At 68.3% G+C, this 21859-nt stretch carries 24 protein-coding genes; 17 read left to right on the top strand and 7 right to left on the bottom strand.

The annotated features are described in order from the left end of the window. Positions 1 to 17: 17 nt before the first annotated feature. Complete coding sequence (locus OG976_RS24135; protein WP_328354702.1) at positions 18 to 1391, bottom strand: cytochrome P450; 1374 nt, start codon at positions 1389 to 1391, stop codon at positions 18 to 20. An 89-nt stretch (positions 1392 to 1480) separates the two neighbouring features. Between OG976_RS24135 and OG976_RS24140 the strand changes: the two genes are divergently transcribed. The 4 genes from OG976_RS24140 to OG976_RS24155 all read left to right on the top strand — a co-directional run bounded on the left by OG976_RS24140 (position 1481) and on the right by OG976_RS24155 (position 4690). Continuing rightward, positions 1481 to 2197, top strand: coding sequence for a FadR/GntR family transcriptional regulator (locus OG976_RS24140; protein WP_328354705.1), 717 nt, complete (start codon positions 1481 to 1483; stop codon positions 2195 to 2197). A gap of 127 nt (positions 2198 to 2324) precedes the next feature. Further along, complete coding sequence (locus OG976_RS24145) at positions 2325 to 3644, top strand: PP2C family protein-serine/threonine phosphatase (protein ID WP_328354708.1); 1320 nt, start codon at positions 2325 to 2327, stop codon at positions 3642 to 3644. A 164-nt stretch (positions 3645 to 3808) separates the two neighbouring features. Next, positions 3809 to 4198, top strand: coding sequence for an STAS domain-containing protein (locus OG976_RS24150; RefSeq protein WP_328354710.1), 390 nt, complete (start codon positions 3809 to 3811; stop codon positions 4196 to 4198). Between the two features lie 30 nt (positions 4199 to 4228). Next, a complete protein-coding gene (locus tag OG976_RS24155; protein ID WP_328354713.1) occupies positions 4229 to 4690 on the top strand; it encodes an ATP-binding protein in 462 nt (153 codons plus the stop codon). Positions 4691 to 4692: 2 nt separating this feature from the next. Here OG976_RS24155 and OG976_RS24160 read toward each other — a convergent pair whose 3' ends face one another. Then, positions 4693 to 5103 (bottom strand): Zn-ribbon domain-containing OB-fold protein, encoded by a 411-nt coding sequence (locus tag OG976_RS24160; RefSeq protein WP_328354716.1) that lies wholly within the window; start codon positions 5101 to 5103, stop codon positions 4693 to 4695. Positions 5104 to 5105: 2 nt separating this feature from the next. After that, entirely contained in the window at positions 5106 to 6311 is a 1206-nt protein-coding gene (locus tag OG976_RS24165) for a thiolase family protein (protein WP_328354719.1), read from the bottom strand. Between the two features lie 92 nt (positions 6312 to 6403). Between OG976_RS24165 and OG976_RS24170 the strand changes: the two genes are divergently transcribed. Genes OG976_RS24170 through OG976_RS24180 form a run of 3 tightly spaced genes read left to right on the top strand, consistent with a single transcriptional unit; the run spans position 6404 to position 8993 of the window. Then, positions 6404 to 7276: an SDR family NAD(P)-dependent oxidoreductase gene (locus OG976_RS24170; RefSeq protein ID WP_328354722.1), complete on the top strand. Its 873-nt coding sequence runs from the start codon at positions 6404 to 6406 to the stop codon at positions 7274 to 7276. Further along, complete coding sequence (locus OG976_RS24175; RefSeq protein ID WP_328354725.1) at positions 7273 to 8340, top strand: NAD(P)H-dependent amine dehydrogenase family protein; 1068 nt, start codon at positions 7273 to 7275, stop codon at positions 8338 to 8340. The genes OG976_RS24170 and OG976_RS24175 overlap by 4 nt, the downstream gene beginning before the upstream one ends. Then, the gene (locus tag OG976_RS24180) at positions 8337 to 8993 is read left to right on the top strand and encodes a TetR/AcrR family transcriptional regulator (RefSeq protein WP_328354728.1); all 657 of its coding nucleotides are present in this window, start codon (positions 8337 to 8339) and stop codon (positions 8991 to 8993) included. Before OG976_RS24175 ends, OG976_RS24180 begins: the two co-directional genes overlap by 4 nt. Before the next feature lie 64 nt (positions 8994 to 9057). Here the strand turns inward: OG976_RS24180 and OG976_RS24185 are convergent, their stop codons facing one another. Both OG976_RS24185 and OG976_RS24190 read right to left on the bottom strand, forming a co-directional pair. Continuing rightward, complete coding sequence (locus OG976_RS24185) at positions 9058 to 9276, bottom strand: hypothetical protein (protein WP_328354731.1); 219 nt, start codon at positions 9274 to 9276, stop codon at positions 9058 to 9060. Between the two features lie 271 nt (positions 9277 to 9547). Then, positions 9548 to 10258 carry a GAF and ANTAR domain-containing protein gene (locus tag OG976_RS24190; protein ID WP_328354734.1) on the bottom strand — a complete coding sequence of 237 codons (711 nt, stop codon included), beginning with the start codon at positions 10256 to 10258 and terminating at the stop codon, positions 9548 to 9550. A gap of 55 nt (positions 10259 to 10313) precedes the next feature. Between OG976_RS24190 and OG976_RS24195 the strand changes: the two genes are divergently transcribed. Both OG976_RS24195 and OG976_RS24200 read left to right on the top strand, forming a co-directional pair. Further along, a complete protein-coding gene (locus OG976_RS24195; protein ID WP_328354737.1) occupies positions 10314 to 11384 on the top strand; it encodes a hypothetical protein in 1071 nt (356 codons plus the stop codon). Positions 11385 to 11473: 89 nt separating this feature from the next. Continuing rightward, complete coding sequence (locus tag OG976_RS24200) at positions 11474 to 13072, top strand: PGRS repeat-containing protein (RefSeq protein WP_328354740.1); 1599 nt, start codon at positions 11474 to 11476, stop codon at positions 13070 to 13072. On the opposite strand, the gene OG976_RS24205 is transcribed toward OG976_RS24200, so the two are convergent. Next, positions 13061 to 13558 carry a DUF1990 domain-containing protein gene (locus OG976_RS24205; protein ID WP_328363962.1) on the bottom strand — a complete coding sequence of 166 codons (498 nt, stop codon included), beginning with the start codon at positions 13556 to 13558 and terminating at the stop codon, positions 13061 to 13063. The two genes, OG976_RS24200 and OG976_RS24205, sit on opposite strands and share 12 nt — an antisense overlap. A 93-nt stretch (positions 13559 to 13651) precedes the next feature. Here OG976_RS24205 and OG976_RS24210 point away from each other — a divergent pair, with 93 nt between their 5' ends. The 8 genes from OG976_RS24210 (at position 13652) to OG976_RS24245 (ending at position 21238) form a co-directional block, all read left to right on the top strand. After that, positions 13652 to 14266 (top strand): PaaI family thioesterase, encoded by a 615-nt coding sequence (locus OG976_RS24210; RefSeq protein ID WP_442930566.1) that lies wholly within the window; start codon positions 13652 to 13654, stop codon positions 14264 to 14266. Continuing rightward, positions 14263 to 14676 (top strand): TIGR02611 family protein, encoded by a 414-nt coding sequence (locus OG976_RS24215; protein WP_328354743.1) that lies wholly within the window; start codon positions 14263 to 14265, stop codon positions 14674 to 14676. Before OG976_RS24210 ends, OG976_RS24215 begins: the two co-directional genes overlap by 4 nt. A gap of 85 nt (positions 14677 to 14761) precedes the next feature. Continuing rightward, on the top strand, positions 14762 to 16813 hold the full coding sequence (gene thrS, locus OG976_RS24220; RefSeq protein WP_328354746.1) for a threonine--tRNA ligase: 2052 nt from the start codon (positions 14762 to 14764) through the stop codon (positions 16811 to 16813). Beyond that, entirely contained in the window at positions 16803 to 17360 is a 558-nt protein-coding gene (locus OG976_RS24225; protein ID WP_328354749.1) for an HIT family protein, read from the top strand. Before thrS ends, OG976_RS24225 begins: the two co-directional genes overlap by 11 nt. Beyond that, positions 17357 to 18022: a phosphatidylinositol phosphate synthase gene (gene pgsA, locus OG976_RS24230; protein WP_328354751.1), complete on the top strand. Its 666-nt coding sequence runs from the start codon at positions 17357 to 17359 to the stop codon at positions 18020 to 18022. Before OG976_RS24225 ends, pgsA begins: the two co-directional genes overlap by 4 nt. A 17-nt stretch (positions 18023 to 18039) precedes the next feature. Beyond that, positions 18040 to 19008, top strand: a complete 969-nt coding sequence (locus tag OG976_RS24235) for a phosphatidylinositol mannoside acyltransferase (protein WP_328363969.1) — start codon at positions 18040 to 18042, stop codon at positions 19006 to 19008. After that, positions 19008 to 20207 (top strand): glycosyltransferase family 4 protein, encoded by a 1200-nt coding sequence (locus tag OG976_RS24240; RefSeq protein ID WP_328354753.1) that lies wholly within the window; start codon positions 19008 to 19010, stop codon positions 20205 to 20207. The genes OG976_RS24235 and OG976_RS24240 overlap by 1 nt, the downstream gene beginning before the upstream one ends. Continuing rightward, the gene (locus OG976_RS24245) at positions 20204 to 21238 is read left to right on the top strand and encodes an NUDIX hydrolase (RefSeq protein WP_328354755.1); all 1035 of its coding nucleotides are present in this window, start codon (positions 20204 to 20206) and stop codon (positions 21236 to 21238) included. The genes OG976_RS24240 and OG976_RS24245 overlap by 4 nt, the downstream gene beginning before the upstream one ends. 19 nt (positions 21239 to 21257) lie before the next feature. Here the strand turns inward: OG976_RS24245 and OG976_RS24250 are convergent, their stop codons facing one another. Continuing rightward, positions 21258 to 21827, bottom strand: a complete 570-nt coding sequence (locus OG976_RS24250; protein WP_328354758.1) for a TetR/AcrR family transcriptional regulator — start codon at positions 21825 to 21827, stop codon at positions 21258 to 21260. Positions 21828 to 21859 lie beyond the last annotated feature (32 nt).

The raw sequence follows: 21859 nt of genomic DNA on the forward strand, positions 1-21859 counted from the left end.
CTGAAATCGCTTGACTGTTAGGCGGTTTCGCCGCGCGTCGCAGAGTCGAGCGCCGGCTGCGGCGCCCGGAGCCGGTTCACCCGGATCCGCCCACCGCGATCCGGTGTGAGGATCACGTGCTTGACGCGTTGGCGCTCACCGGGTTCGGTGGTGGTCGCCAACTCCGCACGCAGCAGCACCTCGCGCAGCACCACCCGCATCTCGGCCATCGCGAAGGTGGCGCCCAGGCAGCGGCGGGCGCCGCCGCCGAACGGCAGCCACGTCGTCGGGCTCAGGCTCGCGCCGATCATGCGGTCGGGATCGAAGCGATCCGGATCGGGGTAGATCGTCTCGTCGGAGTGCACCAGGCCGACGCCCGGGGCCACCATCACACCGGCAGGCAACTGGTATCCGGCGATCTCCACCGGCCGGGTCAGGACGCGCCCGACGTCGAACACGACCGGCCGGTTGCGCAGCGTCTCCTTGGCGACCGCGTCGAGGTACTCGTCACCCTCGGGGTCGCCGGCGGCACTGGCCTCGGCGGCTGCCACCGCCTTGGCGAGCGCCGCGGGATGGCGGGTCAGCCGCTCCAGCGCCCAGGACAGCCCGGTGGCGGTGGTGTCGTGCCCGGCCACCAGCAGGGTCATCAGCTGATCGCGCAGTTCGGCGTCGGTCATCGTGCGGCCGTCCTGGTCCGCGGCGCGCACCAGCATCGCCAGCGCGTCCGGGCGTGAGGCAAGTTCCGGGTCGGCGCGGCGTTCGGCGATCTCGGCGTACAGCAGCCGATCGGCGTCCTCGATCCGGCGGCGCACTCCCCGCCACGGCAACCGGCTCTGCAGTTTGGGTGAGGCGATGGCCACCAACTGGGTCGACGAGAGGTTGAGTAGCCGCGGCATCACCGTTCGCAGGGCGGCGAGCCGTGCCGGATCGGTCGCCCCGATCACGGTGCGCAGGATGACTTCCAGGGTGATCGCCGACATCCGCGGCGCCACTGCGAACGGCGTGCCCACCGGCCACCGGTCGATGTCGGCGGCGGCGACCTCGGTCATGATCGCGGTCTGGCGTGCCACCGCGTCGCGGGTGAACGGCTCCAGCATCAGCTTGCGGCGGCCCCGGTGCACGTCCTCGTCGACCACCAGCACCGAGGCGGGGCCCAGTAGGCCCGTCAGGACTGAATTCGCTTCGCCGGCATGGAAAGTCGTGGAATCCCCGGCGAACACCTTCTTGATCTCGGCGGGGTCGGTGAGGTAGACGAGGGTGCCCACTCCGGCGATACGCACCGTGAACGCGTTGCCGTAGCGACGGCGGCAGGCGCTGACGAACCGCGGCCAATACCGCCACATGAGGGCGGCCTGCACGACGGGTGGCAGGGGAGGCCCGGGCGGCAACGTTGCCAGTGCGGCGTCGGTCATGAATCCAGCATACGAGCAGGTCTGCGCGCCGCACGCAGGATTGGTCTGACCACTTGACGTCTGCCGTGTGGAGCGGTCATCATCGCCCCATGGCGCTTCAACCGGTACAACGCAAGTCGGTTCCGGAGGAAGTGGTGGAACAGATCATCGCCGATGTGCTCAGCGGCGAGATGCAACCGGGCGACGTCCTGCCCAGTGAGCGTCACCTGGCCGAACTTCTCGGCGTATCCCGGCCAGCGGTCCGGGAGGCGTTGCGCGGTGTGCTGGCCGCCGGGCTGATCGAAGTGCGCCAAGGTGATGCCACCACGGTGCGCGACTTTCGCCGTCATGCCGGCCTGGACCTGCTGCCGCGGCTGGTCATCCGCGGCGGCGAGCTCGACGTCGCCGTGGTGCGCAGCATTCTGGAGACCCGGCTGCACAACGGACCCAAGGTCGCGGCGCTGGCCGCCGAACGTCGCCAGCCCGAGCTTGCCGAAACGCTGCGAGCGTCGTTGCATGCCTTGGAATCTGAAACCGACCCGGTCGGCCGCCAACGCCTCGCACTGGCGTTCTGGGATCTCGTCGTCGACGGTGCGGATTCGATCGTGTTCCGGCTGATGTACAACACACTGCGGGCGACCTACGAGCCGGCACTGGCCGTCCTCAGTGCGGTCATGGCAGACGAGGTCGGCAGGCCCTCGGCATACGGCGCTGTCGTCGATGCCATCGAGGCGGGCGATCCGCAGCGGGCCACGCAGGCCGCGACGGACCTGTTGGAGCCCGCGACGGCAACGCTGCTGTCGGTGCTCGACGGTCTCGAGCGGTAACGCCAGGCGAAATTGGTGCAGCCGTCAATGGATTCGCGCCGCCGCTGATTGCCGCGATCGTGTGCCGGACACCGGTAGGGTTGAGGGACTGCCCGACACGGCGCACCATCTCCGACGGCGGAAAGCCATGGTGACCACCCAGTTCTCACCCCGCTCGCCTGAGGTGCTCGAGGACGATCGGCTGCGCGCACTGGAGCGCTACGCGATTCTCGACACCCCGGGCGACGACGTCTTCGATCGCATCGCCCGGGTGGCGGCGCGGTGTTTCGGCGTACCGTTCGCGGCGATCAGCTTCGTCGACCGCGACCGGATCTGGTTCAAAGCGGTGCACGGTGTCAGCGGCATCTCCGAGGTCGACCGCAAGGCGGGCCTGTGCCCGATCGTCATTCGGGACAGTCGCACCTACGTCGTCCCCGATACCACGGCCGATCCCTACGCGTCCGAAAACCCCTTGGTGACAGGCGATCTGGGGATCCGATTCTATGCCGCAGCACCCGTCACGACCGCCGACGGCCACCACCTGGGCGTGGTCAGCGTTCTGGACACCCGGCCCGGTGAGGTCACCTCAGAACAGGTCGCCACCCTGGAGGACCTGGCCGCGATCGTCATGAACGAACTCGAGCTGCGGCTCTCGGCGCTGACCACGGTGCGCGCCGAGCGTGAGCTGCGGGACACCGCCCAACGCAACCAGGCCACCGTGGCGGACTACGCCGCGGTGCTGCAACGCTCGCTGCTACCGCCGGCGCTGCCGGTGATCCCGGGCCTGTCGATGGCCGCGCACTATCACCCGGCCGCCTCCGGGCAGGTGGGCGGCGACTTCTACGACGTCTTCGGCTTGGACGACAACCGCTGGGCATTCTTCCTCGGCGACGTCGAAGGCCATGGCGCGCCGGCGGCCGCGGTTACCTCGCTGGTTCGCTACACCCTGCGGGCGGCGGCCCTGCATCATGACGACCCCACCGACGGCCTCACCGAACTCAACGCCGTTCTGGTCAGCGACCCCAACGAGAAGAAGTTCTGCACAGTGCTATTCGGCAAGCTTGCGCGCGACCCGGCCACCGGAGACTTCGGTATCGCCCTGGCAACCGGCGGGCACCTTCCTGCCCTGCTGCTCGACAGCCACAGCGGCTCGGTCCGGCCGGTACGGTCCTCGGGCGGCATGCTCGTCGGCGCGATCGCCGACGCCACCTTCGAATCCTGCGAAGTGTCACTGTCCGCGGGGCAGACCCTGCTGCTCTACACCGACGGCATCGTTGAGGCCCGTCCCGACGGATCCGCCACGTTCGGCGAACCCGCGCTGCGGCTGTTCCTGTCCGAGCGGGCCGGCATGCCCGCCGCCCAACTCATCGGTGAACTCGCCGAACTGGTCGTATCGCTGCACCCCGACGACGATGTAGCACTCCTGGCTTTGACAGTCGAAGCCGCAACTGACGCCGATGTGGGCTAACCTGAAAGGGTCGTGCCGACCGCTAACCGGGGCGCGGACGCGGCGCCGCAAGCAGATCGGCGCACCAACTGCAGTGAGTTCTTGCCAGGTTCAGACGGAAGCCTTGCAGGCATGACCTAACTCAGAGCGCATCGTTTTGGGTGCGCGCAAGTGAGGTGTGAATCTTGGACGAACAAGCCACAGCCACCAACAACGTCACCACCGCGGCCAACACCGGGTGTCTGATCAGCGAAGAGTGGTTCGGCCGAACGGTCGTGGTCTCGACCTCCGGCGTCATCGACATGCTGACGGCGCCGCAACTGGAGACCAGCATCAAATCATCGCTGACGAAAAACCCGGCCGCGGTCATCGTCGACATGAGCGACGTGGAGTTCCTGGCTTCGGCCGGAATGGGTGTCCTGGTCGCCGCACATGACCAGGCCGGCCCGGGCGTCGGGTTCGGCGTCGTGGCCAGTGGACCGGCCACCAGCAGACCGCTCAAGCTTGTCGGCCTGGCCGACATCATCGGGCTGTATTCAACATTGGACGAGGCTCGAGCGGCACTGGGTGAGTAATCGGGCAACGGTGGGTATACGGCATTTGCCATGACGACAACGAGTTACCCATCTCCCGACGGTGACAGGTTCGCGGACAACGGCGTCGACGCCGACGCACGCAGCGTTGGCCGAGTCCGCGACGAGTTCGCCCACTGGCTGCGTGCGCACACTGGTGTCGACGCGGTCCTGTTCAGCGATATCGTGCTGGCGGCCAACGAAGCCCTGGCCAACGCAGCGGAATTCGCTTACGTCCGCGACAACGGTATCGGCGGCATCGACGTGGAAGCAGTGCACAATCCTGCGGCCGCCACGCTCACCGTGACGGTCGCCGATCAGGGCTGCTGGCGCGAGCCCGATCCCGCCACCCGGAGCAGCGTCCGTGGCCGCGGCATCCCATTGATGCGCGCCCTGGCCGACGAGGTGACGATCGATTCCTCGGCGCTGGGCACCACGGTGTGCCTGCGGTTCGACAACGTCCCCGCCGTCCTGCGTGCCGACGTCAGCGTCTGAGATCAGGCCGGTTCGTAACGCAACATCGTCACCCCGTCATCGGGGTAGTCGAAGAACACCGGCTTCAACCGCATCCCGACCGACAACTGCGCGACCTCGGCGTTGACGATCTCGGTGGAGAACCGCGGACCCTCATCCCATTGCACCACCGCGAGAATCTGCGGTAGATCGTCGGCGAAATGCGGGGCCACCGGCCGATAGGCCACCGTGTAGGTATAGAGCGACGCGGCGCCGCTGATCTCCCGCCATTCGAGATCGTCAGCCAGCGTGCCCGGCGCCAGCACCCGCGGATAGAACACGTAACTGTCCGACGACGGGGAGTACTGGATCCGGATCTTGTGCTCGGCCAGCGCATCCCAGAACGGTTGCGCCGTCGGCGTGGGAATCGGCATCGGTTTGGCGAACGCGGCCATGATCAGTCACCCTCCAGCACGAGTGTGGTCTGTTCGGACAGGATGCCGCCGTTCCCGGAGACGAACGCGCGGTTGCAGTCGGCCACCTGGGTGGCAGCGGAGCGACCCATGATCTGGCGGGTCGCATCGCAGACGTGGTGCATACCGCCGGCCGTCCCGGCCTGGCCGTAGCCGAGTTGGCCACCGGAGGTGTTCATCGGGAAATCGCCACGGAACGTCAGGTCGTGCTCGGCGACGAACTGCAAACCCTTGCCCTTCTCGCAGAACCCCGCGTCCTCGAGGCTCAGCAGCGCGGTGATGGTGTAGCAGTCGTAGATCGACACCATGTCCATCTCGGCCGGACTCAGTCCGGCCATCGAAAACGCCGACGCCGCAGCTTTGATCATCGGGGTCTGCAACAACTCCTGGGCGTAGGTGGGCGTCTTGTAGGGCACCCGCTCGCCGAATCCCTTGACCCACACCGGCCGATTGCGCGCGCGGCGGGCCAGATCGGCGCTGGCGACCACCACCGCGGCGCCGCCCATCACGGGCATCACGATCTCGAGCATGTGCAACGGCGCGGCGATCACGGGACTGTTGACGACGTCGTCGACGGTGATCGGGGTGTCTTTGAAGATGGCGCCGGGGGTGTGGTTGGCGTTGACCCGCTGATCCACACTGATCTTCGCAATGGCGCGTTCGTCGTAGCCATAGGTGGCGCCGTAGAGCGTGGCGACCTGTCCGTAGGGGCCGTTCTGTCCCAGATTTCCATAGGGAATCTCGAATTCGGCCTGCGGCGAGCCGTACCGGTTGCTCGAGGCGCCGAAGTACAGCATGTCGCCGAAGTCCGGCGGACGCTTCTCGCTGACTGGCGACATCGGGGTGCCCGGGATGACGCACAGCACCGCATTGCACAGCCCGAGTTCGATCGCGGCCGCGGCCCGCCACACCATCGCCACGGCGCTGGCACCGCCCAGGTCGACCATCTCGGCGAAATTGGCTTTGATACCGAGATATTCGATCACCGTCGACGGTGCGAAGATCTGCGACTCCTGCAGGTAGGTGGTGCAGATGCCGTCGACGTCGGTGGCCGACAGACCCGCGTCATCCAGAGCGGCCGCCGCCAGGCGCGCCCAGTGCTCGAGGCTGAACTCCAGTGGCCCGGTCGGGCGCTTGGTCGATGGCAGCTCGGTGTACCCGACGATCGCGGCTTCGCCCCGAAGACCCATGGTTGCCCCTTCGTCATTGCCCAAGAACATTAAGCATGTAATCATATTGACCGCTCTATGAAAATCCGTCGGCCGGGAAAGGACCCTGCATTGTGAGCGATGTCTCACCACTGGACGGCAAAGTCGCCGTCGTCACCGGAACCAGCCGAGGAGTCGGGCTGGGCATCGCGCACGAACTACTGCGCGCCGGAGCCACCGTCATCGGCTGCTCGCGAGGCCCACTGGAGGCCATGCCCGGGGTGGCTGACAACCCCGAGTGGGCGGCGCGGTCGGCACAGCGGGTCTGCGATCAGGGCGACCACCGGGCCATCGACGAGTTCGTCGCCGGGGTGGTGGCCGACTACGGCCGCATCGACATCCTGGTCAACAATGCCGGCGGTACGGTGCCCAGCCCGCATGTCGAGGACGTCCCCGAACTCGTCTCGCGCATCCAAGGCGCACCGCGTTCCGCCGATGACTTCGAACGCACCATCCTGTTCCACCAGTTCGCCATTCAGATGAATCTGATCAGCCCGCTATGGTTCGCCATCCGGGCGTATCGACAGATGCGCGAGCAGGACGGCACCGGGTCGATCGTCAACATCTCCAGTGGTGCGGGACATCCGGCCGGGTCACCGACGTTGGTGTCCTACGGCGCGGCCAAGTCCGGTCTCAACCACATGACCCGCTCGCTGGCCGAGGAATGGGGGCCCAAGGTCCGGGTGAACTGCCTGGCGCTGGGCCCGACCATGACCGACAACTTCCAGTCCTTCGTGCTGCCCAAGGACGACCCGACGGGGGAGAAGTACTTCCGCGACGTGCCGTTGCATCGAGCCGGCGAGCCGGCCGAAGTGGGGCGCGCGGTAGTGTTCCTGTCCAGCGGCACAGCCGATTTCATCAACGGCACGACCATCGAGATGGACGGCGGGATGTTGCCCGGCGTGCTCTACGAGGCGGGCCTCAAGACCATTACGGACCTCCTGTGAAAAACGTCATCCAGTTCTCCACCGGCAACGTGGGCATTCACGCCCTGAAGATGATCATCGAACGGCCCGACCTGCGCCTGGTCGGTCTGCACGCCCACAGCCCCGACAAGGTCGGGCGCGACGCCGCCGAACTGTGCGGGCTGACCGAACCGACCGGCATCCTGGCCACCGACGACATCGACGCCCTGGTGGCACTCGACGCCGACTGCGTCATCTACACCTCCCAGGCCGAGATGCGCCCGCAGCAGGCGATCGAGGAGATCTCCCGGTTTCTGCGTGCGGGCACGAATGTCGTTGGTACCTCAATGGTCTGGTTGGTGGCCCCCTATCAGGCCGACGAGTGGATGCGCGCCCCGCTGGCCCAGGCATGCGAAGCCGGCGGCACCTCGCTCTACATCAACGGAGTCGACCCGGGCTTCTCGGGAGACAGCCTGGTCTACACCGCGCTGACGCTGGCCGGGCGGGCCACTTCCGTGACCGTCTCCGAGATCTGCGACTACGGCAGCTACGACGACGCCGAATTCACCGGTGTCAGTTTCGGTTTCGGAACGACTCCGGATCACACGCCGATCATGTTCGCGCCGGGCGTGCTGTCCTCGCTGTGGGGTGGTCAGGTCCGCTCGCTGGCTCATCTGCTCGGCGTCAGCCTCGACGAGGTACGGGAGTGGCACGAAAGCTGGGTGACACTTGAGCAGATCGACTGCACCATGATGACCGTGCCGCCCGGCCACGTTGCCGCGGTGCGCTTCGCCGTCGAAGGGATTCGCGACGGTGAGCCCGTCATCACCATGGAGCATGTCAACCGGCTCACCTCAGCGGCCGCGCCGGACTGGCCCACCCCGCCCGACGGGCGTCCCGGCGTGCACCGAGTGGTGGTACGCGGCGAGCCTGGTGTGGAGATCAACACGCACCTCGGCCTCGACGGTGTCGACCACAACGAGGGTGGTGTGGTGTCGACCGCGGCGCGCGCCGTCAACGCCATTCACGACGTGTGTGCCGCCCCACCGGGACTGGTGGCGGTCAAGGATCTGCCGACCGCGCACGCCGACAATGTGATGTGGTGACTTCGGTGCCCAAGATCGCGCCCCGGCGCCCACCCGGCGGCAGCCAGGTGCGTGCTGACCGGACCCGCGATCGGGTGCTCGACGAAACGGTGCGCTGTGTGGTCGAGGAGGGGTTCGCGGCGGCCAGCGCCAAACATATCGCCGAACGCGCCGGCGTCACCTGGGGTGTGGTGCAGTACCACTTCGGTGACCGCGACGCTCTGCTGATGGCCGTCGTGGACCGGGGATTCGGCGAGTTGCTCGACTCCCTGCGGGCCCTGCCGCCGCCGTCGGTTGCATTGAGCCGCCGCGAACGAGTCCAGTTGTTGGTCGACGAAGCGTGGAAGGTGTTCTCCAGCGACAATTCCCGCGCCTCGCTGGAGATTCTCATCGGGACGCGCTCGATGCGTGACAAGCGGGCCACCCGGCATCTTGTCGAGTTACACAGCGCAACAACCGATCTCAGTCGGGAGATCGCACACGAGCTCGAAAGCCCACACGCGGCGGCTATCGGCGAATTGATCTGGGCCACCATGCGGGGGCTGGTGATCTCGCGCCTCATCATGGCGGCTCCGCTGGACACTACCGCTGAACTGACGGCACTGGTCGAGGTGGTCACCTCCTACCTCGACCAGCACGCCGTCACGATCGACGGTCGGCCCGCGTCACGGTGACCGTCTAGTTCGCCGACTCGGGAATTGAGGTGGCAGAATCGCCGCTCGCTCCCAATGCCGTTGATCAGTGGCCCGCCGAATTCGCTGTTGTCGCAGACGCACTAGTCGAGGTCGACACCACCGCCACCGCAGACGGGCTCGGCGTGGGAAAGGACACGTACGGCCCGTTGCCGGCCACCACGGTGCCCCGCGGTGGAGAATCGCCGCCGATGGCAGACACCACGCCCATGAGAGCGATTGCCGCACCGCCGATTACCGCACCGATGATCCGTGTTGCGTTCATCTACAGCCCCTTTCCGCATGGGATCGTCACGGTCTGATCCCAGGGTAGGTCCGTGATCGGTAGGGCGGAACGACTGGCAGAGCGTTGGGCGCGATTGCACAGGTGACCGTCATCTACGGCACCGTCTGCTGGGGGAAAGAGCTTGTTTCCCAGCTTCTTCCAAGTCGCCGGAGCTGCCCGTGGCAGGGCCTGTACAGGATGGCACGCTACCCACGACTCGGGGACGTCAGGGCCTGACCGCCGGACCGATGGGAAATCACGATGAGCCCACTCAACGCGAATCCGATTGTGCGGCTTCGACGATTCGCGCCGCGACGTCGGCCAGTGCGGTGTTGGTCTCGTGCGACAGTGTCCGCAGCATCGCGAAAGCCTGGGCGGCATCGAGGCGGTAGCGCTCCATGATCATTCCCTTGGCTTGGCCGATGGTGTCCCGGCTGGCCAGGGCCTCCTGGAACTGCGCCTCCCGGCGCGCCGCATCCCACACCAGCGCGGAATGCACCGCGAACAGCGAACCCAGCCTGCGGGTCTGCTCGTCGAACGCCCGAGGCCGCTCGGCGAACACGTTCAACGATCCCATCGACCGGCCGGTGACGCACAGATGGAAACCCATGATGCTGCGCACCGGGGTGCTCGACAGCGCCTCGGCGCGAAAACTCGGCCACCGGGTGTCCTTCTCCAGGTCCTCGACGTGCACGGTCTTGTTGTGCCACGCCGAGGACAAGCACGGGCCCTCGCCATGGCGGCGCTGGATGTCGTCGAGCAGTGCCGCGCTCGGATGGGTCGCCGAGGGCGGTTCGACCATCGAGGGCCCCGTGGTCACCGTGACGTTCGCGTAGTCCACACCCGGCAACTCCGAGGCGGCATGATCGGCAAGTTCCACCACGACCACACTGTCGGGGCTTCTGCGCCGATACAGATGTCGCGCGATCTCGGCGATGCGGACGGGCGCCTCGATGGGGTCTGGGACATCATCGACCGACATAGAAGTGCCATACCCGCAAGATGGACGGCTCAACATCGGCGCGAGCGGAGATTCGATGAACGATCACAGCAGCACCCGGCGCGGACCGATCACCCGTGACGCCGCCGGGTCGAGTTCGGCGGAGGCGTTCGTGATCGTCGCGATCGCAACGATCTTGCTGACCCGGCTGTACCTGCGGCTCACCGGCTACCCGCAGATCGGCGGCGGTGACCTGCACATCGCCCATGCACTCTGGGGTGGTGCGCTGATGATGCTGGCACTGCTCACCGGTTGGCTGGCGCTGGGTTTCGGCGTGCGCGTGCTGACCGTGGTGATGGGCGGGATCGGGTTCGGCCTCTTCCTCGACGAGGTGGGCAAGTTCGTCACCAAGGACAACGACTACTTCTACGGACCGGCCGCCGAGATCATGTACATCCTGGTGTGTCTGATCCTGGTCGGTGCGCGCCTAATCCGGGTCATCCGTCCGCTCAGCGCACACGAATGCCTGGCGTCGGCCGCGGCCATCGCTGCCGACGGGGTGGCCCGCGGTCTGGCCGACCACCGTCGCGAGGTCGGGCTGCAATTGCTCGACCAGGCCCGGGCCGGGGGAGCGCCGGAGGCCGATGTCGAGCACGTCCGGGCCCTAGTGCTCTCGGCCGGCCATGCCAGCGATCGGCTCTACCGACTGCAGCAGTGGGCTCCGCGCTTGATACCCAACGTGTTTCGCAGCCCGAAGTGGGTGCCGTGGGTGGGCTGGCTGCTGGTGGCCGGCTCGGTGTTCGGACTGTTCTTCCACACCCTGGGCATCGTGGTCGGCGACTACTTCTACGAAGACGAACACGTCAAGATTCACCTGGCGGGCAAAAGTCCGGCCACGATGATCCTGCTGGTGACCGCCGGATTGACGCTGGCGATGGCATTGCCGGCGATGATCGCGCTGCGTCGCACCGACAAGGTGTGGCCGTTGCGTCTGCTGCGCAGCGCGGCCCTGGTGTTCACCTTCCTCACCGCGCTCGTCGACTTCGCCACCGAGGGCTTCGCCGCCCTGATCAACCTGTCGATCGGGTTGTTCGGCATGGCGATCCTGTCCTACCAGATCGACGTTGCCACCCGAGCCGCTGCGCCCCATTCAGGGCGGACGCTCTAAACTGCGGACATTTTTCGGATTGAGCGTCAATTAATCGACGTTCGCTGCTAGCTTCCCTGCAATCGTGAACCGAGGGAAGGACACTCCACATGGCCAGGACCGCGCTAGCAGTGATGACATCGGGTCTGGTGATCGCAGGCGCCGGGGCGGCATTCGCCCTGAGCGCGGCCATGGAACCGACGCTCAGAGCTGACGTGGCTCTCGTGTCGGGCGAGCACCCGCTGGCTCCGGTGACCTCGAACTGCCTGGTGCCCGGTCTGGACTGTCAGGGATCGGCCGCGTTGCCTGCGGCCGCGTCGAGCGTGCCCACCCCGGCAGCCTTGCTGAGTGCCGAACTCAACGGCCGACCCATCATCGGTCCCGGCGGGTGGCTGATCGGGAACGGCCTGAACGGTACCGCGGCGGGTGAGAGCGGCGGTGACGGTGGCTTGTTGTGGGGTGACGGCGGTGCCGGTGGGCCCGGCGGAAACGGCGGCCGCGCGGGCTTGTTCGGCAATGGCGGTGCGGGCGGCACGGGGACGGCCGCCGTCAACGGCGGTAAGGGTGGTGACGGCGGAAGCGGTGGCCTGTTCTTCGGTAATGGCGGCAGCGGCGGAAGCGGTGTGGCCGGCGTCGCCGGGGTGAACGGCGGCGCCGGCGGCGAAGGTGGCGACGGTGGAAACGCCGGCTTGCTCATCGGACGCGGCGGCAGCGGCGGGACCGGCGGTGCTGGCGCCACGGGGTCCTCCGGCAATGCGGTGTGGGGTGGTGACGTCGCAGCCACCGGCGGCTCCGGCACAGCCATCTCCGGTACCGAAAACGTGGTCAATATCAACGGATTCGGTGACCCCGGCACAGCCGGGACCGGAAACCAGGCCGGCGGCATCGGAGGCGACGGCGGCGCGGCCGACGCGGGCCAGGCCGGCAGCATCGGCTACAACGCAGTGGGCGGGGTAGGCGGCCGGGGTGGCCTCGGTGGTGACGTTGCCGGGCCTGGCGGTGTCGGGGGCAGCGGCGGTGACGCGTCGGCGGAAGGGACGAGTGCCTCGGCGACCGGAGGCGTCGGAGGCACCGGCGGCAACGGGCTGGCGCCCGGAGCTGACGGCGGTGCCGGTGCCAAGGGCGGCGACGCCGTCGTCCGCGGGCAGTCCTCCAGCTCGTCGGTCGGGGGAACCGGCGGGACCGGTGGCAGTGGCGCTCAGGGCGCCGACGGCGGCGTCGGTGGCACCGGCGGGTCGGGCGGCGATGGTGGCCGCGGCGCGTTCCTGTTCGGCGCCGGCGGCGATGCGGGATCAGGCGGTGCCGGGGGTGACGGTGGAGCGGGCGCTACCGGTGGTGTCGGTGGTGCCGGCGGTGCGGGCGGCGACGCCAGCATCGCGAACTCACCCTCGACAGCGCAGGCCTATGGCGGCAGGGGCGGCACCGGCGGCAGTGGTGGCGCCGGTGGATCAGGGGGCAACGGCGGCAACGGCGGCTCGGCCGGCAGCAACGGTAAGGGCGGATTGCTCGGTCGTTCCGGCCAACACGGCTCCGGTGGAGCCGCGGGTTCAGGCGGCGCTGCGGGAAGCGGTGGCGGCGGGGGCGCAGGAGGCGTCGGCGGCACCGGAGTGTCCGGCTCGTTCGGGGCGGGCGATTCCGGAACCGGCGGCAGCACGGGCGCTGCCGGGCAGGCGGGTAAGGCCGGCAGCGCCGGTCACTCACACCACTGACAGATACCGCTTGGTGATCACGCGCTGGGCGTAGGACGCCACAGGTGCACCGATCTGGCTCCACCACGTCGCGGGCCGGGAGAACGCCACCACTTCGGCGTACACCGAATCGTCGGCCGGCTCGTAGCGCACGCCGAACATCTCCTCACCCGCCACCGCGTGGCCGGGCAGACTCCCGTAGGCGAACCCGCGGCGGTTGTGCTCGTCGACGACGTACACCACCCGGCACGGCGCCGCGATCGGGCCGAGCTTGCCCAGCACGTCGGTACCGACCTCGGCCACCTCGGTGGTCGCCGTCACCCGCAGCCCTGCTCCGCGCAACATCCCGTAGCGCATGACCGCAGCGGCGGCCTGGTCGAAGCGATCGCGCCCGCGCCCGATCGTCGACGACAACCTGACATGGTGATACCCCGGGGGAAGCTGGCCCGCGGTCGCACCCACTTCGGTATAGGTCAACGGCCGTCCGGCCAGGTCGCTGAGCTTCACCTGACCCACCATGCCACCGACACACGTACCGTCGTAGTCAGGGCCGCTCACCGCGCGGCATACGGTAATCAGGTGGCAGACGACATGACCGTGATGGGCGCGACCCACCCCGGCGGCGGGTTCAACCCGCCAGTACCGACCGCCAAGGGCGGGCCGGATTACGGGCGGTTCATCGACGCCGTCCGCGATCTGCAGGACCACGCCCGCGCCGCCGACGCCCCTGACGACGTCGTCACCCGGGCCGCCGCCCTGCTCGAAGAGGCCTGCGGGCTGCTGGCTCCCTTCGATGTCGACGAGTGGACCACACCGTCGGGCCGGCGCAACGACCTACCGATGCGCGGCAACATCCTGAGCATCCCGAACGAGGTGCAGCCCGGTGAGGACGGCCGGTTGCGCGGCTGGGCCCGCTTCCGCCGGTTCCATCTCGGGCGCAATGGCGCGGTGCACGGCGGGATCATCGCCCACCTCTTCGACGGTGTCCTGGGCAAGACGTCGTTCCTGCTGACCGGCGGGCCCTACCAGCGCACCGCATACCTGCACGTCAACTACCGGAACATCGTGCCCATCGAGAAGGAATTGCAGGTCGACGCCGGCGTGCTGCGTACCGAGGGGCGCAAGATCTTCGTCGACATCCGGCTGTCCGACGGCGACACCGTACTGGCCGACGGGGAAGGACTGTTCGTGCTGCTCAAACCGGGACAACCGTGAAGAGCGCGCTCCGCGCGTGGGCGCGCAAGCGAGACGGGCTGCGGGATCGTCCGGTCGCCGACTTCGTCTACCGCGTCGCAGTCGCGGTGGTCGGCGTGGCCGTGCTGCTGGTCGGGATCGTCGCGATCCCATACCCCGGGCCCGGCTGGGCCATCCTGTTCGTCGGCCTGGCCATCCTGGCCACCGAGTTCTACTGGGCCCATCGCACCCTGACGTTCGCCCGCGGTCACTATGACAATGCGATGGGCTGGTTCAAGCGGCAGGGCTGGTGGGTGCAGGCGCTCGGGGCGGTGTTCACCGCTGCCGTCGTCGTGGCCACGCTGTGGCTGTTCGGGGCGGTGGGCTGGACGGCTGGACTGCTGGGCCTGGATCATCCCGCCCTGGAGAGCCCCATCGGCCTCGGAGCCTGACCGTCGCCCCGATAGCATGGTCGCGACCGGCCGCGAGTTCTCGTGACGGTCATCCCTGTCCCCGTCACCCGAAAGAGCATCCGTGATGAGCGCCCCCGCGACGACCGCCCCAGCAGCCCCGATCCGGGTCCCTGCCGGGACTACCGCGGGCGCCGCCGTACGCGACGCCGGTCTGCCGAGCCGCGGGGAAGCCGACGCGGTCGTGGTGGTGCGCGACGCCGACGGGAAACTGCGGGACCTGAGCTGGACGCCGGACTCCGACGCCGAGGTGGTGCCGGTGGCCGCCGACACCGACGATGGGCGCAGCGTCATCCGGCACTCGGCCGCCCACGTGCTGGCCCAGGCGGTGCAGGAACTGTTCCCGCAAGCCAAGCTCGGCATCGGCCCGCCGATCACCGACGGCTTCTACTACGACTTCGACGTCCCCGAGGCGTTCACGCCCGAAGATCTCGAGAAGCTCGAGAAGCGGATGCGCGCCATCGTCAAAGAAGGCCAGCTGTTCGCCCGCCGGGTCTACGAATCCAAGGAGCAGGCCCGCGCCGAGCTGGCCGGCGAGCCCTACAAGCTCGAACTGGTCGACGACAAGTCCGGTGACGCCGACATCATGGAGGTTGGCGGCGACGAGCTGACCGCCTACGACAACCTCAATCCCCGCACCCGCGAACGAGTTTGGGGAGACCTGTGCCGCGGACCGCACATCCCCACTACGAAGTACATCCCGGCGTTCAAGCTGACCAGGAGCTCGGCGGCGTATTGGCGCGGCGACCAGAACAACGCCAGCCTGCAACGCATCTACGGCACTGCCTGGGAGTCGCAGGAAGCCCTGGACCGCCACCTCGAACTGCTCGAGGAGGCCCAGCGCCGCGACCACCGCAAGCTCGGCGTCGAGCTCGACCTGTTCAGCTTCCCCGACGAGCTCGGTTCGGGCCTGCCGGTGTTCCACCCCAACGGCGGCACCGTGCGCCGGGAGCTCGAGGAGTACTCGCGGCGTAAGCACATCGAGGCCGGCTACGAGTTCGTCAACACCCCGCACATCACCAAAGAGCAGCTCTACATCACCTCGGGTCACCTCGAGTGGTACGCCGACGGCATGTTCCCGCCAATGCACATCGACGCCGAGTTCGACGAGAACGGCGTCCTGCGCAAGCCCGGGCAGGACTACTACCTCAAGCCGATGAACTGCCCGATGCACCATTTGATCTTCCGGTCGCGCGGGCGGTCCTATCGCGAACTTCCGTTGCGGCTCTTCGAGTTCGGCACCGTCTACCGCTATGAGAAGTCCGGTGTCATCCACGGCCTGACCCGGGTGCGGGGGATGACCCAGGACGACTCGCACATCTACTGCACCCGCGAGCAGATGCGCGACGAACTGGCCTCGCTGCTGCGCTTCGTGCTCGACCTGCTCGCCGACTACGGCCTGTCGGACTTCTATCTGGAGCTGTCCACCAAGGACCCGAAGAAGTACGTCGGCTCCGACGAGGTGTGGGAGGAGGCCACCGAGACGTTGCGCGAGGTCGCCGAATCCTCGGGCCTGGAGCTGGTTCCCGATCCCGGCGGCGCGGCGTTCTACGGGCCGAAGATCTCGGTGCAGGTGCGCGACGCGCTGGGCCGCAGCTGGCAGATGTCGACCATCCAGCTCGACTTCAACATGCCCGAGCGTTTCGAGCTGGAGTACACCGCGGCCGACGGCACCCGCCAGCGGCCGGTGTTGATCCACCGCGCGCTGTTCGGGTCGATCGAGCGGTTCTTCGGCATCCTCACCGAGCACTACGCCGGCGCCTTCCCGGCCTGGCTGGCCCCGCTGCAGGTGGTGGGAATTCCGGTGGCCGACGACCACGTGCCCTACCTGCATGACGTCGCCGCCGACCTGCGCTCGCACGGCGTGCGGGTCGAGGTCGACGCCAGCGACGACCGGATGGCCAAGAAGATCGTCAACCACACCAACCAGAAGGTGCCGTTCATGTTGCTCGCGGGTGACCGCGACGTCGAGGCCGGCGCGGTCAGCTTCCGGTTCGGTGACCGCACTCAGATTAACGGCGTGCCCCGGCAACAGGCGGCGGCGACGATCCTCAAGTGGATCGCCGATCGCGAGAATGCCGTGCCCACAGCCGAACTGGTGAAGGTCGATGGTGACTGAGGGCGGCGAGGCGATCACCGATCGGGGAGTGGGTGAACCCGACCGGCTTCAGCGGTTGTGGACCCCACACCGGATGAGCTACATCGTCGAGGTTCCCGCGCAGAAGAAGTCGTCGGAGCCCACCCAGCCGTTCACCCATATTCCCACGCTGTCCGACGAGGAGGGCCTGGTGGTGGCCCGTGGCGAACAGGTGTACGCGGTGCTCAACCTCTACCCGTACAACCCCGGCCACTTGATGGTGGTGCCCTATCGTCGGGTCTCCGAACTGGAGGACCTCACCAGCGAGGAGAGCGCTGAGCTGATGGCGTTCACCCAGAAGGCAATCCGCGTCATGAAAGCCGTCTCCAGCCCGGACGGCTTCAACGTCGGGCTCAACCTCGGCAAGTCGGCCGGCGGTTCGCTGGCCGAGCATCTGCACATGCACGTCGTGCCGCGGTGGTCGGGTGACGCCAACTTCATCACGATCGTGGGTGAGACCAAAGTCATTCCGCAGCTGTTGCGCGACACCCGCGCGCTGCTCGCCACCGAATGGGCCAATCAGACGTGAGCGATTTCTACCTGATGACTCGAGCGGCGTACACCAAGCTCAGTACGCCGGTTGCCAAGGCGGCGCTCAAGATTGGGCTGACCCCCGACATCGTCACCATCGCCGGCACCGCCGGCTCGGTGCTGGCCGCGCTGACGCTGTTTCCCATCGGGGTGCTGTGGTGGGGATCGGTGGCGGTGTTCTTCTTCGTGCTCGCCGACATGCTCGACGGCGCGATGGCGCGCCAGCGCGGCGGTGGCACCCGGTTCGGCGCGGTGCTGGATGCCACCTGCGACCGGATCAGCGACGGTGCGATCTTCTGCGGGTTGCTGTGGTGGGCGGCGTTCGGGCTGCACAGCTCATCGCTGATGGTGGCCACGCTCATCTGCCTGGTGACCTCGCAGGTGATCTCCTACGTCAAGGCCCGCGCCGAGGCCAGCGGACTGCAGGGCGGCGGCGGTCTCATCGAACGCCCCGAACGTCTGGTCATCGTGCTGCTCGGCGCCGGTCTCTCGGACTTCCCGGTATTCGGGGTGCCGATCCTGCTGCCGATCGCGATGTGGCTGCTCGCGGTCGCGAGCCTGGTGACCGTGGGCCAGCGGGTGCATTCGGTGCGCAGTTCACCGGGGGCGATGGACAAGATCCCGCCGGCGACCCCCGAGCCGGGGAGTCCCGAGCAGTGATCGCGACTCCGTCGGGGCTGTGGACAGCCGGCCGCAATCGGCTGCCCTCAGGTGACAACCTCGCCGACTGGGGCTACGCCGCGGGGTGGCGACTGGTCAGGACGATGCCGGAGTTTGTTGCGCGCAACGCGTTTGGTGCCGGCGCCCGGTACGCGGCGCTCGGCGGCGGTCCGGAGCAGCTCCGCAAGAACCTGGCCCGGGTGATCGGCACCACGCCCGCCGACGTGCCCGACGAGCTGATTCGTGCTTCGCTGGCCTCGTACGCCCGGTACTGGCGGGAGGCATTCCGGTTGCCAACGATGGATCTCGAAGCCCTTGCGCGCCGGCTCGACGCCGTCGTGGTGGGCGCCGAGCACGTCGACGCCGGCTACGCCGCCGGCCACGGCGTCATCCTGGCGCTTCCGCACAGCGGCAACTGGGACATGGCGGGCGTCTGGCTGGTGCACCACAGCGGCACGTTCACCACGGTGGCCGAGCGGCTACAGCCGGAGTCCCTCTACCGCCGCTTTCTGGACTATCGGGAGAGCCTGGGCTTCGAGGTGCTGCCGCTCACCGGAGCCGCTGGGCCGGCGACATCGAGAGGGGCTGGCGAGCGCCCGCCGATGGAGGTGCTCGCCGAGCGGCTGGAGGCCAACCGCGCGGTGTGCCTGATGGCCGAACGCGACCTGACCAGATCCGGCATCGAGGTCGATCTGCTCGGTGAACCCACCCGCATGCCGGGCGGGCCGGCGAAGTTGGCCATCAAGACCGGTGCCGCGTTGCTTCCCGCTCACGTCTACTACCAGGGTGAGGACTGCGTCGTGCAGATCGGCGCGCCGCTGGACTGCTCCAGCGCGGACGTCGGCGTGATCACCCAGGCGCTGGCCGACGAGTTCGGCAGGAACATCGCCGCCCACCCCGAGGACTGGCACATGCTGCAGCCGCAGTGGCTCGCCGACCTGTCCGAGGAAAGGCGCGCCCGAATACGGGGCGACGGTCCTAGCTGATGCGCATCGGCATGGTCTGTCCGTACTCGTTCGACGTTCCCGGCGGGGTGCAGTCGCACGTACTGCAGCTTGCCGAGGTGATGCGTCAACGCGGGCACTATGTCAGCGTGCTGGCACCGGCGTCGGCCGACGTCGAGTTGCCCGACTACGTGGTGTCCGGCGGCAAGGCGGTCCCCATCCCGTACAACGGGTCGGTGGCCCGGCTTCGGTTCGGCCCGGCGACCCACCGCAAGGTCAAGAAGTGGCTCATCGAGGGCGAATTCGACGTCCTGCACCTGCACGAGCCGAATGCGCCGAGTTTGTCGATGCTGGCCCTGCAGGCCGCCGAGGGCCCGATCGTCGCGACCTTTCACACCTCGACCACACGATCGTTGACGCTCAGCGTCTTTCAGGGATTCCTGCGGCCGTACCACGAGAAGATCGTCGGGCGGATCGCGGTGTCCGACCTCGCCAGGCGCTGGCAGATGGAGGCGCTGGGGTCCGACGCGGTCGAGATCCCCAACGGGGTCGACGTCGCGTCGTTCGCCGAGGCGCCCCGGCTGGACGGCTACCCGAGGCCGGGAAAGTCGGTGCTGTTCCTCGGCCGCTATGACGAACCCCGCAAGGGGATGGCCGTGCTCCTGGGTGCGCTGCCCGCCCTGGTGGAGCGCTTCGCCGATGTCGAGGTGCTCGTCGTCGGCCGCGGCGATGACGACGAATTGCGGGAGAAGGCAGGAGAGTTGGCCGGCCACCTTCGATTCCTTGGACAGGTTGACGACGCCACCAAGGCCTCGGCGATGCGCAGTGCCGACGTGTACTGCGCACCGAACACCGGCGGCGAGAGCTTCGGAATCGTGCTCGTGGAGGCCATGGCCGCCGGCACGGCGGTGGTGGCCAGCGATCTCGACGCCTTCCACCGGGTCCTGGTCGACGGCAAGGCCGGTCGGCTGGTGCGCGTGGAGGATTCCGATGCGCTGGCCGAGGGCCTGATCGCCGTCCTCGAGGACGACAAAGTTCGGGCCGGTTACGTCAAAGCGGCCCGGACCGCAGTGCGCCGCTACGACTGGTCGGTGGTGGCCGACCAGATCATGATGGTCTACGAGACCGTCGCCGGTGCCGGGGCCAAGGTGACGGTGGCCGGCTCGGCGGGCAGGAGCGAAGCGACTCGGGGATCGGGCTCGGCGGGCAGGAGCGAAGCGACTCGGGGGAGTAAGCGATGAGCGGGCCGTTGTACTGGTCGCTGACCGCGGTCCTGGTCTTCGTTTTGGTGTTCAGCGCGGTGTGGGCCTATCAGACCGCCAACCGGCTCGACCGGCTGCACGTCCGCTACGACCTGTCCTGGCAGGCGCTCGACGCGGCGCTGGGCCGCCGTGCGGTGGTGGCCCGCGCCGTGGCCGCCGACGCCTACAACCACCGCCCCGAGGGCCGGCGGCTGGCCGCGCTGGCCGATGCGGCCGAACGCGCGCCGCGGTCCGGGCGTGAGGCTGCCGAGAACGAACTGTCCACCGCGCTGGCGATGGTCGACCCGTCGGCGATACCGACGGCTCTGGTCGCCGAACTCGCCGACGCTGAAGCCCGGGTACTGCTGGCGCGCCGCTTCCACAACGACGCGGTGCGCGACACGCTGGCACTGCGCGAGAGAAGGCCGGTGCGCTGGCTGCGCTTGGGTGGAACCGCGCCGCTGCCAAGCTATTTCGAGATCGCCGAGCGAGCCGACCCAGGCCCGGCTGCCGAGGCGGCTCTGGTCGACCGGCGCACGTCGGCACGGGTGGTGCTGCTCGACGACGACGGCGCGGTGCTGCTGTTCTGCGGATCGGATCCGGTGATTCCGGACGCCACCGCACCACGCTGGTGGTTCACCGTCGGCGGCCAGGCGCATCCGGGCGAGCGGCTGATCGACGCGGCCGTCCGGGAGATCGCCGAGGAGACCGGCCTGTGTGTGGACGCATCCGCGATGGTGGGCCCGGTGTGGCGGCGCGAGTCGGTGATCGACTTCAACGGCACGGTCATCCAGAGCCAGGAGTTCTATTTCGTGCATCGCACGCGCCGGTTCGAGCCGGTCGTGACCGGCCGCACGGAATTGGAGCTGCGCTACATCCACGGCCACCGCTGGTGTGACGCGGCCACCATCGACGAGCTCGCCGCAGGCGGGCAGACGGTCTACCCGCTACAGCTCGGCGAGCTGCTCGCCGAAGCCAATGCCGTAGCCGACGGCGGAGCCAGGCGCGCCGAGCTGCATCCGATCCACTGAGAACCGGGCCGCCGGGCCGTCAGCGCGCGTCGCTCGGCAGGTGCAGCCTGATGACCTCGAGCAGGTGACGGCCGACGTCGTCGAGCGGGTCCGTCGACTCCGTCGCGACGGCGAGGATCACCGCGCCTTCGATCGCGGCGACCATCAGGGTCGCCAGCGAGCGTGCGATGTCCGGCCCGGCGCCGCCCACGATCAGCCGATCGGCCAGGATCTCCTGCCATTCCCGGACGGCCGCACTGGCCGCCTGCGCGGCGGCGGGGGCCTCCGACCGGCCGAGGATCGCGGCCACGATCGGGCAGCCCGCCTGCATGTGCGTCGCACCGAGCTGCGCCTTCCACATGTCGATGAACGTCTGCACTGCCTGCGCCACGTCGTCGCCTTCGGCTGTCCGGATTGCCGAGGCCAGCTCCTGTCCAGCGCGCCGGGTGGCCTCGGTGACGAGTTCGGCCTTGCCGCCGGGAAAGTTCAGGTACAGGGTTCTGCGGGCGACGCCGCTGTCCTCCAGCAGTGCGGCGAGGCCGGTTCCGGCGACCCCGCGCCGGCGTACCAACCCGGTGACGCTGGCGATCAGGGCGTCTCGTGCAGACATGTTCGTCACCTCTCGGTTGGGCAAGCTCGTCT

Source organism: Mycobacterium sp. NBC_00419 (genome assembly GCF_036023875.1).
GTDB lineage: Bacteria > Actinomycetota > Actinomycetes > Mycobacteriales > Mycobacteriaceae > Mycobacterium.